The 14822-nt window shown below is 52.1% G+C and carries 13 protein-coding genes and 6 tRNA genes; 13 read left to right on the top strand and 6 right to left on the bottom strand.

All coding sequences use genetic code 11. The features are described from left to right. Positions 1-59 precede the first annotated feature (59 nt). Positions 60-1757, top strand: coding sequence for a sensor histidine kinase (locus tag ABIB59_RS22490; protein WP_039079757.1), 1698 nt, complete (start codon positions 60-62; stop codon positions 1755-1757). A 12-nt stretch (positions 1758-1769) separates the two neighbouring features. Further along, complete coding sequence (locus ABIB59_RS22495; protein ID WP_039079756.1) at positions 1770-2498, top strand: LytR/AlgR family response regulator transcription factor; 729 nt, start codon at positions 1770-1772, stop codon at positions 2496-2498. Here ABIB59_RS22495 and glk read toward each other — a convergent pair. After that, a complete protein-coding gene (gene glk, locus ABIB59_RS22500; RefSeq protein ID WP_039079755.1) occupies positions 2495-3460 on the bottom strand; it encodes a glucokinase in 966 nt (321 codons plus the stop codon). The two genes, ABIB59_RS22495 and glk, sit on opposite strands and share 4 nt — an antisense overlap. Positions 3461-3665: 205 nt before the next feature. On the opposite strand from glk, the gene ABIB59_RS22505 reads away from it, so the two are divergent. From ABIB59_RS22505 to ypeC, 3 genes are all read left to right on the top strand, one after another. Then, the gene (locus ABIB59_RS22505) at positions 3666-4898 is read left to right on the top strand and encodes an ion channel protein (protein WP_354037109.1); all 1233 of its coding nucleotides are present in this window, start codon (positions 3666-3668) and stop codon (positions 4896-4898) included. Between the two features lie 106 nt (positions 4899-5004). Further along, positions 5005-6003, top strand: coding sequence for an L-glyceraldehyde 3-phosphate reductase (gene mgrA / locus ABIB59_RS22510; protein WP_110294596.1), 999 nt, complete (start codon positions 5005-5007; stop codon positions 6001-6003). Positions 6004-6116: 113 nt separating this feature from the next. Further along, complete coding sequence (gene ypeC / locus ABIB59_RS22515) at positions 6117-6449, top strand: DUF2502 domain-containing protein YpeC (RefSeq protein WP_039079752.1); 333 nt, start codon at positions 6117-6119, stop codon at positions 6447-6449. Between the two features lie 60 nt (positions 6450-6509). On the opposite strand, the gene ABIB59_RS22520 is transcribed toward ypeC, so the two are convergent. After that, positions 6510-7748 (bottom strand): Nramp family divalent metal transporter, encoded by a 1239-nt coding sequence (locus tag ABIB59_RS22520; protein WP_039079751.1) that lies wholly within the window; start codon positions 7746-7748, stop codon positions 6510-6512. Between the two features lie 351 nt (positions 7749-8099). Between ABIB59_RS22520 and ABIB59_RS22525 the strand changes: the two genes are divergently transcribed. Continuing rightward, a complete protein-coding gene (locus tag ABIB59_RS22525) occupies positions 8100-9287 on the top strand; it encodes a NupC/NupG family nucleoside CNT transporter (RefSeq protein WP_039079750.1) in 1188 nt (395 codons plus the stop codon). Between the two features lie 265 nt (positions 9288-9552). Here the strand turns inward: ABIB59_RS22525 and ABIB59_RS22530 are convergent. Next, positions 9553-9628, bottom strand: a tRNA-Ala gene (locus ABIB59_RS22530). Between the two features lie 40 nt (positions 9629-9668). Beyond that, a tRNA-Ala gene (locus tag ABIB59_RS22535) sits at positions 9669-9744 on the bottom strand. 220 nt (positions 9745-9964) lie between these two features. Between ABIB59_RS22535 and ABIB59_RS22540 the strand changes: the two genes are divergently transcribed. Both ABIB59_RS22540 and ABIB59_RS22545 read left to right on the top strand, forming a co-directional pair. Continuing rightward, complete coding sequence (locus ABIB59_RS22540; protein ID WP_039079749.1) at positions 9965-10327, top strand: YfeC-like transcriptional regulator; 363 nt, start codon at positions 9965-9967, stop codon at positions 10325-10327. A 1-nt stretch (position 10328) separates the two neighbouring features. Then, positions 10329-10724, top strand: a complete 396-nt coding sequence (locus tag ABIB59_RS22545; protein ID WP_079496194.1) for a YfeC-like transcriptional regulator — start codon at positions 10329-10331, stop codon at positions 10722-10724. A 45-nt stretch (positions 10725-10769) separates the two neighbouring features. Here the strand turns inward: ABIB59_RS22545 and gltX are convergent, their stop codons facing one another. Further along, positions 10770-12185 (bottom strand): glutamate--tRNA ligase, encoded by a 1416-nt coding sequence (gene gltX, locus ABIB59_RS22550; RefSeq protein ID WP_107224722.1) that lies wholly within the window; start codon positions 12183-12185, stop codon positions 10770-10772. Positions 12186-12442: 257 nt separating this feature from the next. Between gltX and ABIB59_RS22555 the strand changes: the two genes are divergently transcribed. The 5 genes from ABIB59_RS22555 to ABIB59_RS22575 all read left to right on the top strand — a co-directional run bounded on the left by ABIB59_RS22555 (position 12443) and on the right by ABIB59_RS22575 (position 13815). Continuing rightward, a tRNA-Val gene (locus tag ABIB59_RS22555) sits at positions 12443-12518 on the top strand. Positions 12519-12562: 44 nt separating this feature from the next. Beyond that, a tRNA-Val gene (locus ABIB59_RS22560) sits at positions 12563-12638 on the top strand. 46 nt (positions 12639-12684) lie between these two features. Continuing rightward, positions 12685-12760 (top strand) — tRNA-Val (locus ABIB59_RS22565). 4 nt (positions 12761-12764) lie between these two features. Further along, a tRNA-Lys gene (locus ABIB59_RS22570) sits at positions 12765-12840 on the top strand. Between the two features lie 591 nt (positions 12841-13431). After that, positions 13432-13815: a FlxA-like family protein gene (locus ABIB59_RS22575; RefSeq protein WP_107223183.1), complete on the top strand. Its 384-nt coding sequence runs from the start codon at positions 13432-13434 to the stop codon at positions 13813-13815. Here the strand turns inward: ABIB59_RS22575 and ABIB59_RS22580 are convergent. Further along, on the bottom strand, positions 13806-14735 hold the full coding sequence (locus tag ABIB59_RS22580) for a LysR family transcriptional regulator (RefSeq protein WP_354037113.1): 930 nt from the start codon (positions 14733-14735) through the stop codon (positions 13806-13808). The two genes, ABIB59_RS22575 and ABIB59_RS22580, sit on opposite strands and share 10 nt — an antisense overlap. Positions 14736-14822 lie beyond the last annotated feature (87 nt).

Here is a 14822-nt window from a genome sequence, read left to right on the forward strand (position 1 = left end):
GTCATTGGCGGCGATGTTTTTTATCATAGCTTTTTCACGCCTTTTACATGAGCCTTCCCGTGCACGAAATATTCAACATGCTGCTGGCGGTATTTGATCGCGCGGCGCTGATGCTGATCTGCCTTTTCTTTCTGATCCGTATCCGCCTGTTCCGCGAGTTACTGCATAAAACGGCGCACACGCCAAAAGAGTTGCTCGCCGTCACGGCTATCTTCTCAATGTTTGCGCTGTTCAGCACCTGGTCCGGCGTACCGGTCGAAGGCTCGCTGGTAAATGTGCGCATTATTGCGGTGATGTCCGGCGGCATCTTATTTGGCCCCTGGGTGGGCATTATTACCGGCGTTATCGCCGGGATACACCGCTATCTGATTGATATCGGCGGCGTAACAGCCGTACCCTGCCTGATTACCAGTATTATTGCCGGTGTTCTCTCTGGCTGGATAAATCGCAAAATCCCTAAGCAAAAGCACTGGAGCGTGGGCATCATCGCCGGGATGTTGTGCGAAACCCTGACCATGACGCTGGTGGTACTTTGGGCGCCGTCGACCGCACTGGGCCTGGATATCGTATCGAAAATTGGCGTGCCGATGATTCTGGGTAGCGTCTGTGTGGGCTTTATCGTTTTGCTGGTACAAAGCGTGGAAGGTGAAAAAGAAGCCATTGCCGGACGCCAGGCCAAACTGGCGCTGGATATCGCCAATAAAACCCTGCCGCTGTTTCGCAACGTCAATAGCGAATCCCTGCGTCAGGTATGCGACATCATTCGCCGCGATATTAATGCCGACGCCGTGGCCATCACCAACGCCGACCATGTGCTGGTGTATGTCGGCGTGGGCGAAGACAACTACCGGGACAGTGACGATATCATTAGCCCGACAACACGCCAGGCGATTGATACCGGGGAGATCATCATTAAAAACAATGATGAAGCCCACAGAACGCCGCAGATCCACTCAATGCTGGTGATCCCGCTATGGGAAAAGGGGATCGTCACCGGCACGCTTAAAATCTATTATTGCCATGCGCATCAAATCACCTCCTCGCTGCAGGAGATGGCGGTTGGTCTGTCGCAAATTATCTCTACGCAACTGGAAGTTTCCCGTGCCGAGCAGCTACGTGAGATGGCCAATAAAGCGGAACTGCGCGCATTGCAAAGCAAGATTAACCCACACTTTCTTTTTAACGCCCTCAATGCGATTTCATCCTCTATCCGTCTTAATCCGGACACCGCCCGTCAGTTGATTTTCAATCTGTCGCGCTACCTGCGCTATAACATTGAATTAAAAGACGATGAGCAGATTGATATCAAAAAAGAGCTCTATCAAATCAAAGACTATATCGCTATTGAACAGGCCCGTTTTGGCGACAAGTTGACGGTCATTTATGACATTGATGAAGAGGTGAGCTGTGTTATTCCCAGCCTGCTGATTCAGCCGCTGGTCGAAAATGCCATCGTTCACGGTATTCAGCCCTGTAAAGGAAAAGGGGTAGTGACCATCAGCGTGGCGGAGTGCGGCAACCGCGTGCGTATTGCCGTACGCGATACGGGGAACGGCATTGCACCCGAGATGATCGCCCGTGTGGAAGCCGACGAAATGCCGGGTAATAAAATCGGTTTGCTCAATGTCCACCAGCGCGTGAAGTTACTGTATGGCGAGGGGCTGCATATCCGCCGCCTGACGCCGGGTACCGAAATTGCGTTTTATGTGCCCTTGCACACCACACCTGTGACCACGCCGGCCACGCTGTTGCCTTAACGGGGGAAGTGAATGAAGGTCATCATTGTTGAAGATGAATTCCTGGCGCAACAGGAGTTGAGCTGGCTTATCAAAACGCACAGCCAGATGGACATTGTGGGTACATTTGAGGACGGTCTCGACGTGCTGAAATATTTACAGCACAACAAAGTGGACGCCATTTTCCTTGATATCAACATCCCGTCCCTGGACGGAGTCCTTCTGGCGCAGAATATCAGTCAGTTCGCCCATAAACCGTTTATCGTGTTCATTACCGCCTGGAAAGAGCATGCGGTAGAAGCATTCGAACTGGAAGCGTTTGACTATATTCTCAAACCGTATCAGGAATCGCGCATTATTAGCATGTTGCAAAAGCTGGAAACAGCCTGGCAGCAACAAACCGGCACCAGTGCCAGCCCTGCCCCACGCGAGAATGCGACAATCAACCTGGTGAAAGATGAACGCATCATCGTCACCAGTATTCACGATATCTATTACGCAGAAGCGCATGAAAAGATGACGTTTGTCTACACCAAACGTGAATCCTATGTCATGCCAATGAATATTACGGAGTTTTGCAGCAAGCTCCCGGCGGCGCACTTTTTCCGCTGCCATCGCTCCTACTGCGTCAATTTGGATAAAATTCGCGAAATTGAGCCCTGGTTCAATAACACCTATATCGTGCGGCTGAGAGACCTGGATTTCCAGGTACCCGTCAGCCGCAGTAAGGTAAAAGAATTCAGGCAGTTAATGCATCTTTAGAGATAATACCCCAGCGACTGGCGCAGGTGCGCGCCGGCGCCGAGCAGGCCTGGGTTATCATGCGTGATCAGGAAGACCGGGATGTCTTGTACGTAGGATTTGAAGCGACCTTTATCTTCAAAACCACCGCGGAAACCGGAGGCGGTAAAGAAATCCAGGAAGCGCGGCACGATACCGCCCGCGATATAGACACCGCCAAACGTACCGAGATTGAGCGCCAGGTTGCCGCCAAAACGCCCCATAATGACGCAAAACAGCGACAGCGCGCGGCGACAATCGATACAGCTATCCGCCAGGGCACGTTCGGTGACATCTTTCGGTTGCAGGTTTTCCGGCAGCCGTCCGTCCGATTTCACGATTGCGCGGTACAAATTGACCAGCCCCGGACCGGACAGAACACGCTCGGCAGACACATGGCCGATCTCCGCGCGCAGCTCCTCCAGAATAATGCCCTCTTCTTCGCTGTTCGGCGCGAAATCCACGTGTCCGCCTTCACCCGGCAGGCTGACCCAGCGCTTATCGACATGCACCAGATGTGATACGCCAAGGCCCGTGCCCGCGCCATAGACCGCGATTGGCTTGCCCTCAACCGGCTCACCGCCGCCGAACTGAGTCAGATGCTCTGGTTTCAGCATCGGCACCGCCATAGAGACAGCGGTGAAATCGTTAATGATTTCCAGATGTGCGAAGCCAAGGTTTTTTTTCATCTCTGCGATAGAGAAAGCCCAGGTGTGGTTGGTCATCGCCACCCAGTCACCGGTAATAGGGCAAGCGATGGCGATACAGCCATCTTTTACCTCTGCCTTATGCTCATCGAGGTACACGCGTACCACCGCCTCAAGGCTGGGATAATCAAGGCCGGAATAGGTTTTGGCCTGGGAGATGGCTCCGCTACTGAGATCGCAGAGCGCTAATCGTGCGTTCGTGCCGCCCACGTCCCCTACTAAAGCATATTTTGTCATTCTTTTACGGCTCCGCTAAAGTCAGAATAAATCTTTGGCACACTGTAAATTCAAGGCGCTGTAACGACAACGAACATAGCATGAGTGCCCCGGGATTATCGATCTTCGTCACAAATTAACGTAACGGTTTCAGCAATATCTGCACTCGCCGGATATTTTCCACGAGCGTGCTGTGACCTCTGTGCTCAGTTAAAAGGAAATGAACATGCTCCATCCGCGAGCCCGAACGATGCTGCTACTGGCGCTTCCCGCGCTGATTATCGGTGTCGCATCCAGTCTGGTGTTATTGCTGGTCATGAAAGTGGCCGCCGTTCTGCAATTGATACTGTGGAATGGGCTGCCTTATCGTCTGGGTTTTACCCCTGACTCCCCTTTCTGGGTGATTATGATGCTGACCCTGACCGGGCTGGCGGTCGGCCTGGTGATTCGTTACAGCGCCGGACACGGCGGCCCGGATCCGGCAACCGAGCCGCTGATTGGCGCACCTGTACATGTCACTGCCCTGCCCGGCCTGCTGGTTGCCCTGGTACTTGGCCTGGCCGGTGGCGTGAGCCTTGGGCCGGAGCATCCTATTATGGTGCTCAATATTGCCCTGGCTGTGGCACTGGGTGGAAAATTGTTCCCGCGCGTTGCCCCTCTCGACTGGACTATTCTCGCCTCTGCCGGAACCATTGGCGCACTGTTTGGCACCCCCGTGGCAGCCGCGCTGATTTTCTCCCAGACACTGAATTCAAATACTGACCTGCCGCTATGGGACCGCCTGTTCGCCCCGCTGATGGCCGCCGCCGCAGGCGCCCTGACCACCGGGCTGTTTTTCCATCCCCACTTCGCTCTGCCTGTTGCGCATTATCCGCAAATGCATCTGGTCGATATCATCAGCGGTGCGGTCGTCTGCGCCATCGCGATTGCGCTGGGGATGGTAGCGGTCTGGTGCCTGCCACGTTTGCACCAGTTGATGCATCGCCTGAAAAGCCCGGTACTGATGCTCGGGATCGGCGGCTTTATTCTGGGCGTGCTCGGCGTTATTGGCGGCAATATAACCCTGTTTAAAGGGCTGGATGAGATGCAGCAAATGGCGTTCGCGCAGACCTTTACCGTAACGGATTATCTGCTATTCGCAGTGATAAAACTGGCGGCGCTGGTGGTTGCGGCGGCCTGTGGTTTTCGCGGCGGGCGCATCTTCCCGGCGGTGTTTGTTGGCGTCGCTCTCGGCCTGATGCTGCATGAACATGTCAACGCCGTCCCGGCAGCAATCACTATTTCGTGTGCCATTCTCGGCATGGTGCTGGTCGTCACCCGCGACGCCTGGCTGAGCCTGTTCATGGCTGCCGCCGTGGTGCCGGATACCAGTCTGCTGCCCCTGTTATGCATTGTGATGTTACCCGCCTGGCTGCTGCTGGCAGGAAAGCCGGTAATGATCGCACCACGCAAAAAATAGTGCGTAACGGCAGAATTTAGCAGAGGAAATCAGCGAGAACCGGCAAGCTGGTGTAAGCTCGAAGACCACGTGTGTAAACGTATACACTGACATTAAGGGCATATGTATGGTTTATCTGGCCTCCGGGGATCGCTATCAGAAAATGGAATTTCGCCGCTGCGGTGACAGTGGTCTTAAGCTTCCGGCAATCTCACTTGGACTGTGGCATAACTTTGGCGATGCCACACTCATTGAAAATAGCCGTCAGCTACTCAGACATGCTTTCGATTTGGGGATAACCCATTTCGATATCGCCAATAACTACGGGCCGCCTCCCGGCTCTGCCGAGCGCAATTTTGGTCGTCTGCTGCAGGAAGATTTTTTGCCTTATCGGGATGAACTGATCATCTCGACCAAAGCAGGCTATACCATGTGGGATGGCCCCTATGGGGACTGGGGTTCACGCAAATACCTGATTGCCAGCCTCGATCAAAGCCTGCGCCGGATGGGGCTCGATTATGTCGATATCTTCTATCACCACCGTCCGGACCCAGAAACGCCGCTGAAAGAGACCATGCGAGCGCTGGACCACGTTGTCCGCCAGGGCAAGGCGCTGTATGTCGGTCTGTCGAATTACCCGGCCGATTTGGCGCGCCAGGCCATTGAGATACTCAATGATCTGGGCACGCCCTGCCTTATCCATCAGCCCAAATATTCGATGTTCGAGCGTTGGGTGGAAGACGAGCTGTTGACTGTGCTGCAACAAGAAGGGGTCGGCAGCATTGCGTTTTCGCCGCTGGCAGGCGGACAGCTTACCGACCGTTATCTGAATGGTATTCCGGCAGATTCACGCGCCGCCAGCGGTAGCCGTTTCCTCAATCCCGATCAGATTACGGATGAAAAGCTGGCAAAAGTCCGCAAGCTGAATGATCTGGCGGTTGCCCGTGGGCAAAAATTATCGCAAATGGCGCTGGCATGGGTTCTGCGCGGGGACAAGGTGACCTCCGTGCTGATTGGCGCCAGTAAAACCAGCCAGCTCGATGACGCCGTCGGCATGCTGGCTAATCGCCAGTTCAGCGAAGCGGAATGCGCCAACATCGACGCGATCCTGAACAGCGCAAAATAACAGCACTTTTAGCAAAAAGTGCTGTCACTGCGGATTTAGGAGTTCCGCCGAAGATGCGGGCATAAACGTTACATAATATTGCTGCAACAGACCCGATCGCGAAGGAGAAAACTATGTTCAGGTCACTGATTCTCGCAGCAGTATTAATGGCATGTGCCCCGCTGGTCGCTAACGCTGGCGAAATAACACTGCTGCCTTCTGTAAAATTGCAAATTGGCGATCGCGACAATTACGGCAATTATTGGGACGGCGGACGCTGGCGCGACCGCGACTACTGGCATCGTAATTACGAATGGCGTGACCATCGCTGGCGTATGCATGACCGTGGCTACCACCGTGGCTGGGATAAACGTGATGCTTACGAACGCGGTTACCGTGAGGGCTGGAATGATCGCGATGATCGTCGCGGCCCGGGACGTGGTCACGGCCATGGTCACTGGCGTTAACAAACAGGCTATAAGCAAAAAGGAGCGCATGCGCTCCTTTTTCTTTGCCAATATTTAGCGTTATACCCCTAAAGCGGTTCCCACCAGCAGCCAGCCATTTAGCGCCACCACCAGGATCACAATCAGCCAGCCAACGCGCTTGACCGTCGGCGTATTCACCAGTTCCCCCATTAACCCGCGGTCACTGGTAAAGATCAGCAATGGCACCAGCGCCAGGGCGATGCCGAAACTGAGCAGTACCTGGCTCATCACCAGAATGCGTGTGGGATCAAGCCCCATCAGGATAACGACAAACGATGGCATCATGGTGATGGTCCGGCGTACCCATAATGGAATGTGGAAACGCACAAACCCCTGCATCACCACCTGCCCGGCCAGCGTCCCTACCACGGTGGAAGAAAGCCCGGCAGCCACCAGGCTCAGGCCAAACACGGTAGCCGCCGCATGACTGAGCAGCGGTTCAAGCGTTAAATAGGCTTCGTCCAAATCGGCAATGCCGGTATGACCATTGAAGTGAAATGCGGCAGCGGCAGTCGCCATCATCGCCAGATTGACGAATCCGGCGATAGTCATCGCGATACCCACATCCCATTTGGTCGCGGAATACCGCTCGCGGCGCGTTCCCTCATGCAGATACTGGGTCAATGAGGAGTGCAGGTAAATCACGTGCGGCATGATTGTTGCCCCTAACACACCGGCGGCAAGAAACACGGCTTCGGTACCCGGCAGGCTTGGGATCAAGATGCCTTTACTGAGCGGAGCCAGTTCAGGACGTGAGAAAACCAGCTCAACAATATAAGCCGCCGCAACAAACAGCAGCAGCCCACCAATGACTTTTTCCAGCGGTTTCTGCCCGCGGCGTTGCAGCATCAGAATTAAAAAAGTGGCAATACCGGTCAGTACCGCACCTTGTAACAGCGACACGCCGAGGATCAGCTTAAAACCGATGGCGGCGCCGATAAACTCGGCAAGGTCCGTGGCCATGGCGATAATTTCCGCCTGTACCCAGTAAAACCAGACCAACGGACGCGGGTAATGGTCGCGAATTTGTTCTGCGAGGTTCTTACCCGTAGCAATCCCTAATTTTGCTGACAGCAGTTGAATCAGCATGGCCATCAGGTTCGCCCAGACAACCACCCACAGCAGTTGGTAACCGAAGCTGGCCCCGGCCTGAATATTAGTGGCGAAGTTACCCGGATCGATATACCCGATCGCCGCAATGAACGCAGGTCCCATTAACGCGAGCTTTAACTTGCGCGCTGCACGTCCACTGCTACTCTCAACGCGACTGTTGTTCATTTCTTGCCCCTAAATATAGCCTTTGCTATGTTTCATGCTACCAAAATGAGAATGATTATCAAGTTCATTTAGAGTAGATTCGATTGATTTCTTCGATAGTCAGAAACGATGACGGGCCGGATGTTTTTAAGACAGGGACGATGGGATGCAAATCACACCGTCTTGTTAAGAGTTTAGCATTACAGTGCAACTTTTCATTCTTTTACTTAACATAACAGAAATGTATGGCGGATCACTATTTTTGAGTCTGGTCACAGGTCATTAATATACTGTGTGTTTGATCTCGTTTTCTTTCCGCTTGTTACATAGAATGTGCACGAAATTTCTACCCGTCTCATATTTGGAGCAAATATGTCCCGCGTTCTGCACTTTGTTCTGGCGCTTGCCGTTGTGGCGCTGCTTGCATTACTTGTAAGCAGTGACCGCAAAAAAATCCGCATTCGCTTTGTTGTCCAACTGCTCGTGATCGAAGTCTTGCTTGCCTGGTTCTTCCTGAACTCTGACGTGGGTCTGGGTTTTGTGAAAGGCTTCTCCGAGATGTTTGAAAAACTGCTCGGATTTGCCAACGAAGGGACAAACTTCGTCTTCGGCAAAATGAACGATCAAGGTCTGGCATTCTTCTTCCTGAAAGTGCTCTGCCCGATTGTCTTCATTTCTGCGCTGATCGGTATCCTGCAACATATCCGCGTACTGCCAATTATTATTCGCGCTATCGGTACCGTCCTGTCCAAAATCAACGGCATGGGTAAACTGGAATCGTTTAACGCAGTCAGCTCCTTGATTCTGGGTCAGTCTGAAAACTTCATCGCTTACAAAGATATCCTCGGAAAAATGTCCCGCAACCGCATGTACACCATGGCGGCTACCGCGATGTCTACCGTTTCGATGTCAATTGTTGGCGCGTACATGACCATGCTGCAGCCGAAATATGTGGTCGCAGCGCTGGTTCTGAACATGTTCAGCACCTTTATCGTGCTGTCCCTGATCAACCCGTACCGCGTCGATGAGAGCGAAGAAAACCTGCAGATGTCTAACCTGCATGAAGGACAGAGCTTCTTCGAAATGCTGGGCGAGTATATTCTGGCGGGCTTTAAAGTCGCGATTATCGTTGCGGCGATGCTGATCGGCTTTATCGCTCTGATTTCTGGTCTGAACGCCCTGTTCGCTGCCATCCTCGGCATCTCCTTCCAGGGAATTCTGGGCTACATCTTCTACCCGATTGCCTGGGTAATGGGTGTACCGTCCTCAGAAGCGCTGCAGGTGGGCAGTATCATGGCAACCAAACTGGTTTCCAATGAATTCGTGGCGATGATGGATCTGCAGAAAATCGCATCCAGCCTGTCTCCGCGTGCGGAAGGCATCCTGTCTGTCTTCCTGGTTTCCTTCGCTAACTTCTCTTCTATCGGTATTATCGCCGGTGCGATTAAAGGCCTGAACGAAGAGCAAGGCAACGTGGTTTCCCGCTTTGGTCTGAAACTGGTTTACGGTTCAACGCTGGTGAGCGTCCTGTCCGCCTCTATCGCGGCACTGGTACTGTAATTCAGATAAACCGGGGGCAACCCCGGTTTATTTCTTCCCCGCCGCAAATAACGGCCACGCTTTCCCCGTTAATATCCCTTGCAGATAGTCCCGATGCGTTCATTAACAATGCGCACTATTTCCCGGTCTCGGCAAATTCCCCAATCACTGTTTTTACCGGCGCAATATTCATAAACCCATAATTGCAGTTAAACCTGGAAAGAATGTACATGAGGAGACAAAACGGAGAAATAAAAAACCCCCGCCGTAGCGAGGGTTTGAATTTTGGTGGAGCTAAGCGGGATCGAACCGCTGACCTCTTGCATGCCATGCAAGCGCTCTCCCAGCTGAGCTATAGCCCCACAATGTTCTTTACGCACCAAATCACCTGGGTGGAGGATTTGGTGGAGCTAAGCGGGATCGAACCGCTGACCTCTTGCATGCCATGCAAGCGCTCTCCCAGCTGAGCTATAGCCCCATCGCGTAAAGCGTGTCGTGTTGACGGGCGGCATAATATGAATTCCCTCGCCAGGTGTCAACGGCAAAATTATCTGGTCGCAATCAATCGCTGAAAAAGCATGCAAATGAAAGACATTGCGAAACATCTCGCAGCCAGTAGTTAAACATGTCACATTTTCGCATAAAATGATGCTATAACATTATTCACTAATTATCCCTACAACCACTCTGGAAATAACATGCTCAAGGAACGAATGACCCCGGAAGAGCTCGCCAAGCTTACCGGTTACAGCCGCCAGACCATCAACAAATGGGTGCGTAAAGAAGGCTGGGTCACTTCCCCTAAACCAGGCGTACAGGGTGGAAAAGCCCGGCTGGTGCATGTTAATGAGCAGGTCCGTGAATTTATCCGCAATGCCCAACGCTCGGCCCATGAAATAACGTTCTCTTCTCTTACTGCTAAAGACCCTACTCTGGAAACACTGCTTCTGACGCTGGCCAAAGAGATGACAATGCCCGAACAGAAACAGCTTTCCTCATTGTTACTTCGCGACGGCATTACCGGTTTGCTGTCTCGTCTGGGTATTCGTGAACAGAAATAAGATGAAACTACCTGATAAAATGACGACTGAGGAATTGGCGGATTTTCTCGGCGTGGCAAAACAGACGGTGAATCGTTGGATCCGCGAGCAAAAATGGTCAACGGAAAATTTGCCCGGCGTAAAAGGTGGTCGTGCGCGTCTTATCCATATCGATAAAAATGTTCGTCATTTCATTATGAAAACACCCACCATGCGCCAACGCCACTCCCCGGCCTCGCTGGCTGAGCCCTTTCCACACTATGAGGCGGATAAACAGACCTCGGCGCTTTTGAAAATTAATGGCGTGCTGCAAAACATGACGCCGCTTGAGCAAGAACGGCTGGTGGTGTTACTCGCGCGCGAAGGAATTCAGGGTTTTCTACAAAGACTTGGCATTACAGCGATAGATGCGGAGTAAAAAAAACGGCAGGTAAAACCTGCCGTTTTCGTTTTATGTGCCGTCTTACTGCTGACTTTCGCGCTCAGCAATAAAATCCAGCGCTTTATTGATACGCTCAATGCTACGGGATTTACCAATCGCATGCACGGTAACGTCCAGCGCAGGAGACTGCCCTGCCCCCGTTACGGCGACGCGCAGAGGCATACCGACTTTCCCCATCCCTACTTCCAGCTCATCAGCCGTTGCCTGGATCGCGTGGTGCACGTTTTCCGCAGTCCAGTCAGCCAGCGCGGCGAGTTTATCGCGCACCACTTCCAGCGGTTGACGTGCGACCGGACGCAGGTGTTTTTTCGCGGCATCAGCATCAAACTCAGCGAAATCTTCATAGAAGTAACGGCAGCTTGCCGCAATTTCTTTTAGCGTTTTGCAACGCTCGCCCAGCAGTTTCACCAGATCCGCCAGTTGCGGGCCGTTGCGGGTGTCGATATTTTCCTGCTCAATGTGCCACTGCAAATGGGTCGCCACATACTCAGGCGCCAGGGTGTTGATATAGTGGTGGTTCAGCCACAGCAGTTTATCGGTATTAAACGCACTCGCAGATTTGCTCACCGCGCCAAGTGAGAACAGCTTGATCATCTCTTCACGGGAGAAAATCTCCTGATCGCCGCTCGACCAGCCCAGGCGGACAAGGTAGTTCAGCAACGCTTCCGGCAGGTAGCCATCGTCACGATACTGCATCACGCTGACCGCGCCATGACGTTTGGAGAGCTTTTTACCGTCATCACCGTTAATCATGGATACATGCGCATAAACCGGCACCGGGGCATTAAGTGCTTTCAGGATGTTGATCTGACGCGGTGTGTTGTTGATATGGTCTTCACCACGGATCACATGTGTGATCTGCATATCCCAGTCGTCGACAACTACGCAGAAGTTATAGGTCGGAGATCCATCTGTACGACGAATAATCAGATCGTCCAGTTCCTGGTTGCTGAATTCGATCGGCCCGCGGATCTGGTCGTCAAATATAACGGAACCGTCCTGCGGGTTAGCAAAACGAACAACGCATGGCTCATCCGCGGCATGATGTTCGTGACTATGGCGACAGCGACCGTCATAACGCGGTTTTTCACCTTTCGCCATCTGCTCTTCACGCAACGCTTCAAGACGCTCTTTGGAGCAATAGCATTTATAAGCAGTGCCCGCTTCCAGCATCTCATCAATAACCGCGTTGTAGCGATCAAAACGTTTGGTCTGGAAATACGGACCTTCGTCCCATTCCAGATTCAGCCAGTTCATACCATCCATGATGGCTTCAATAGCTTCTGGCGTTGAGCGCTCAAGATCGGTGTCTTCAATACGCAGCACGAACTCACCATCGTGGTTACGTGCAAAAAGCCAGGAGTAAAGAGCAGTACGCGCACCGCCGACGTGCAGATAGCCAGTCGGGCTTGGCGCGAAGCGAGTTTTGATTTTCATGAAAAGGCCTTACGTTTGATAAATATGCCGACAACCGGCAAATCCTGGAAATTGAGGTCGCAATATTCTATCACTGTGGGGTGATTCCTCAATGTTGTTGCCACAATCACAAGCTTCTATATGTATTTTGTATATAAATCATGCGTCCACGCTCGATTCAACAGCGGTTTGTTTAATTTTACGACGAACGAACAATTTCTTTTGAAAATGCGTTGACTCATTTTCAACTCTCCCTATAATGCGACTCCACACAGCGGGGGTGATTAGCTCAGCTGGGAGAGCACCTCCCTTACAAGGAGGGGGTCGGCGGTTCGATCCCGTCATCACCCACCACTACTTAGGTAGTCTCCGCCGTGTAATGTAAGAAATTGAGAAGTGGGTGATTAGCTCAGCTGGGAGAGCACCTCCCTTACAAGGAGGGGGTCGGCGGTTCGATCCCGTCATCACCCACCACTTTCTCGCCAGCTGGATTTCTTACAACAATATGAAGTACCGAAGTGGGTGATTAGCTCAGCTGGGAGAGCACCTCCCTTACAAGGAGGGGGTCGGCGGTTCGATCCCGTCATCACCCACCACTTCGGGTCGTTAGCTCAGTTGGTAGAGCAGTTGACTTTTAATCAATTGGTCGCAGGTTCGAATCCTGCACGACCCACCAATGTAAAAAAGCGCCCTAAAGGCGCTTTTTTGCTATCTGCAATATACAAGATTCGAACCTGCTGCAGGTTCGAGTCGACAAAATTGTCGGGAACAATTTTGAACAACGCGATAGCGTTGGCCTGAAGGGCGAGTCTCAGGATGAGACGAGTAGCGAAGTGAGACAACGGAGCCGCCTGCGGCGACGGCCCGAAGGGCGAGGCAAAGCCGAGTCATCCTGCACGACCCACCAATGTAAAAATGGCGCTGGCGGCGCTTTTTTGCTATCTGCAATATACCGTTCTTCTTCCGACACGTATTTTGTTCCTTACTCTCTGCCCAGGAACAGGAAAGAATAAAAACCATTAAACTCGCCCTACCTGGCAAGATAATAAACCCTTTAAAAACACCAAAAAGCCAGTCGAAAAAACCAACTTATCCCATACAGTAAAAACAATAAAACCATTAAGTTATCTGCAGGCAGGTCTGATAACGCTTTGCCATAATTTATGCTTAATATAGAGATATAATACCCTGAGCGCGGCACGGATCCGCATGTGCCAGCGGTACTTTTCCACCGTTAATGGTGTTTTGGGCTAGAGAGGAAAGAGAAATGACAACAATTCAGGCAACCACATCAACTGTGATTTCCAGCAGCATCAGCGGTGGCAAAAGCAGCACCAGTAGCACCGGCGGCTCGTCTTCCTCAAACAGCGATATTGCTTCGCAGATCAGCAACATTATGCAGCAAATCTCTAAATTGAGTCAGCAATTGAAAGATCTCGCGACATCAGGCAGTGCCGATGCTGACAGCCAGAAACAACGGGAGCTGCTACAGGCTGAGATCAAGCAGTTACAAGCGCAACTGGCCCAACTGGAATACAAACAGGCAGAGGAAGCGCAGAAAAAAAATGACGAAAAACAGAGCCAGTCCGCTGTTAAACCAGAAGGTGTTAACACCCCTTCTGACAACAACCAGATCGATATTTACATCTGATGGAATAGCGGGTCGTCTTCCCGGGCCTGGTTCAAACACCGGGCCTGTTCACGCACCACATCCCATAGCGCCTGCGCGGCTCCCGAAAGCGAACGATTTTTTCGCTGCACCAGCATGATCTTACGCTTAATCTCTGGCTTTAAGCGTTTCACACACAGTTGGCTCCCCTGCGGCAACGGTAACGCCAGCGCGGGCATGATGCTAATCCCAATCCCCGCTTCTACCATAGGAAATAACGTAGCCGGATGCCCTATCTCCTGAACGATAGCGGCTGTGATGCCAAATTGTGCCAGGGCGGCATCAATCAATGGACGGCTGCCCGAAGCGTAGTCCTGAACCACAAGACGTGAATCTTGCAGTGCTGACCAGGGTATGGTTTGCGATGTCGCCCAGGCGTGATCGTGATGGCAGAGCAAAAAGAACGGCTCTTCCAGGATCTCTTCACACTGCAAATCACTCACCGGACCGGGATCGATAACGATGCCAAAGTCCACTTCACCATGACGAATACTCTCCAGTACCCACTGTTGCGGCCGATCATGCAGCATAAAGTCGATCTCTGGATAGAGACGGTTACTCTGCGCAATACATTGCGGAATCAAATGAGCCGAAATCGTCTGACTTGCCGCCACGCGCACTGTACCGGATAGTTGCTGACCCACACGTCCGGCGTCACGTAACGTGTCATTCAGTTCCTCAAGCAATCTTTCCAGTCTGGCTGCGAGCTGCTGCCCGGCTTCTGTCAGCACCACTTCACGCGTAGTACGATCGAGTAATCGGACTCCGGTCTGCAGCTCCAGTTCTTTTACGCTGTGGCTCACTGCCGATTGGCTTAACCCAATAATATCCCCTGCCCGGCTGAAACTTCTGGCATGTGCTACCGTGACAAAGACACGAAGCTGTCGCAACGAATAATTCATCTAATAAATTCATATATTGATTCAATAAATTAATTTTATTTCTCAAAACAAAAAACGCAAACTGTTGGCACCGAATTTCAGGAGTGT

This window comes from Citrobacter sp. UYEF32 (assembly GCF_040546205.1).
GTDB lineage: Bacteria > Pseudomonadota > Gammaproteobacteria > Enterobacterales > Enterobacteriaceae > Phytobacter > Phytobacter diazotrophicus.

What these genes read in the sequence shown, in the direction of transcription:
- ABIB59_RS22575 (WP_107223183.1), top strand. Translation starts at nt 13,432, where the DNA reads ATGACAACAATTCAGGCAACCACATCAACTGTGATTTCCAGCAGCATC.
- ABIB59_RS22545 (WP_079496194.1), top strand. Translation starts at nt 10,329, where the DNA reads ATGAAACTACCTGATAAAATGACGACTGAGGAATTGGCGGATTTTCTC.
- ABIB59_RS22540 (WP_039079749.1), top strand. Translation starts at nt 9,965, where the DNA reads ATGCTCAAGGAACGAATGACCCCGGAAGAGCTCGCCAAGCTTACCGGT.
- ypeC (WP_039079752.1), top strand. Translation starts at nt 6,117, where the DNA reads ATGTTCAGGTCACTGATTCTCGCAGCAGTATTAATGGCATGTGCCCCG.
- glk (WP_039079755.1), bottom strand. Translation starts at nt 3,460, where the DNA reads ATGACAAAATATGCTTTAGTAGGGGACGTGGGCGGCACGAACGCACGA.
- gltX (WP_107224722.1), bottom strand. Translation starts at nt 12,185, where the DNA reads ATGAAAATCAAAACTCGCTTCGCGCCAAGCCCGACTGGCTATCTGCAC.
- ABIB59_RS22520 (WP_039079751.1), bottom strand. Translation starts at nt 7,748, where the DNA reads ATGAACAACAGTCGCGTTGAGAGTAGCAGTGGACGTGCAGCGCGCAAG.
- mgrA (WP_110294596.1), top strand. Translation starts at nt 5,005, where the DNA reads ATGGTTTATCTGGCCTCCGGGGATCGCTATCAGAAAATGGAATTTCGC.
- ABIB59_RS22505 (WP_354037109.1), top strand. Translation starts at nt 3,666, where the DNA reads ATGCTCCATCCGCGAGCCCGAACGATGCTGCTACTGGCGCTTCCCGCG.
- ABIB59_RS22525 (WP_039079750.1), top strand. Translation starts at nt 8,100, where the DNA reads ATGTCCCGCGTTCTGCACTTTGTTCTGGCGCTTGCCGTTGTGGCGCTG.
- ABIB59_RS22495 (WP_039079756.1), top strand. Translation starts at nt 1,770, where the DNA reads ATGAAGGTCATCATTGTTGAAGATGAATTCCTGGCGCAACAGGAGTTG.
- ABIB59_RS22580 (WP_354037113.1), bottom strand. Translation starts at nt 14,735, where the DNA reads ATGAATTATTCGTTGCGACAGCTTCGTGTCTTTGTCACGGTAGCACAT.